The 254-nt window shown below is 26.4% G+C and carries 1 protein-coding gene; it reads left to right on the top strand.

Annotated features, from left to right (window positions below):
- Positions 1-254 (top strand): hypothetical protein (locus SB658_RS25840; protein WP_410603326.1); only part of this gene is annotated, 254 nt, incomplete at both ends.

The following is a 254-nucleotide window of genomic DNA, read 5'->3' as shown; positions in this document are numbered from 1 at the left end:
GTTATTTGTTGAAGAAAGAAGAGATTTAATTCTAACGTATACTGATAATAAAAACTGCGAAAGAATATTCAATGAAATATCTTCTCTAAAAGATGATGAAGTTTCAGTAATCGATTCCATATCAAGGATTTCTACAGAAACTCTTCAAAATATAAAGATAGCAACTATACAAACATTAGTACGAAATTATATTTTCACCATTAGTGTCAAAAAAGTGAAATCGTTAAAAAATAAAGCTCGAAAAACCTTAAAAC

Origin of the sequence: Bacillus sp. SIMBA_008 (genome assembly GCF_046535495.1) — a bacterium.
GTDB classification, from domain to species: domain Bacteria; phylum Bacillota; class Bacilli; order Bacillales; family Bacillaceae; genus Bacillus; species Bacillus subtilis.
The sequence above is the reverse complement of the archived record's forward strand: the minus strand, read 5'-3'. Positions and strand labels throughout refer to the sequence as shown.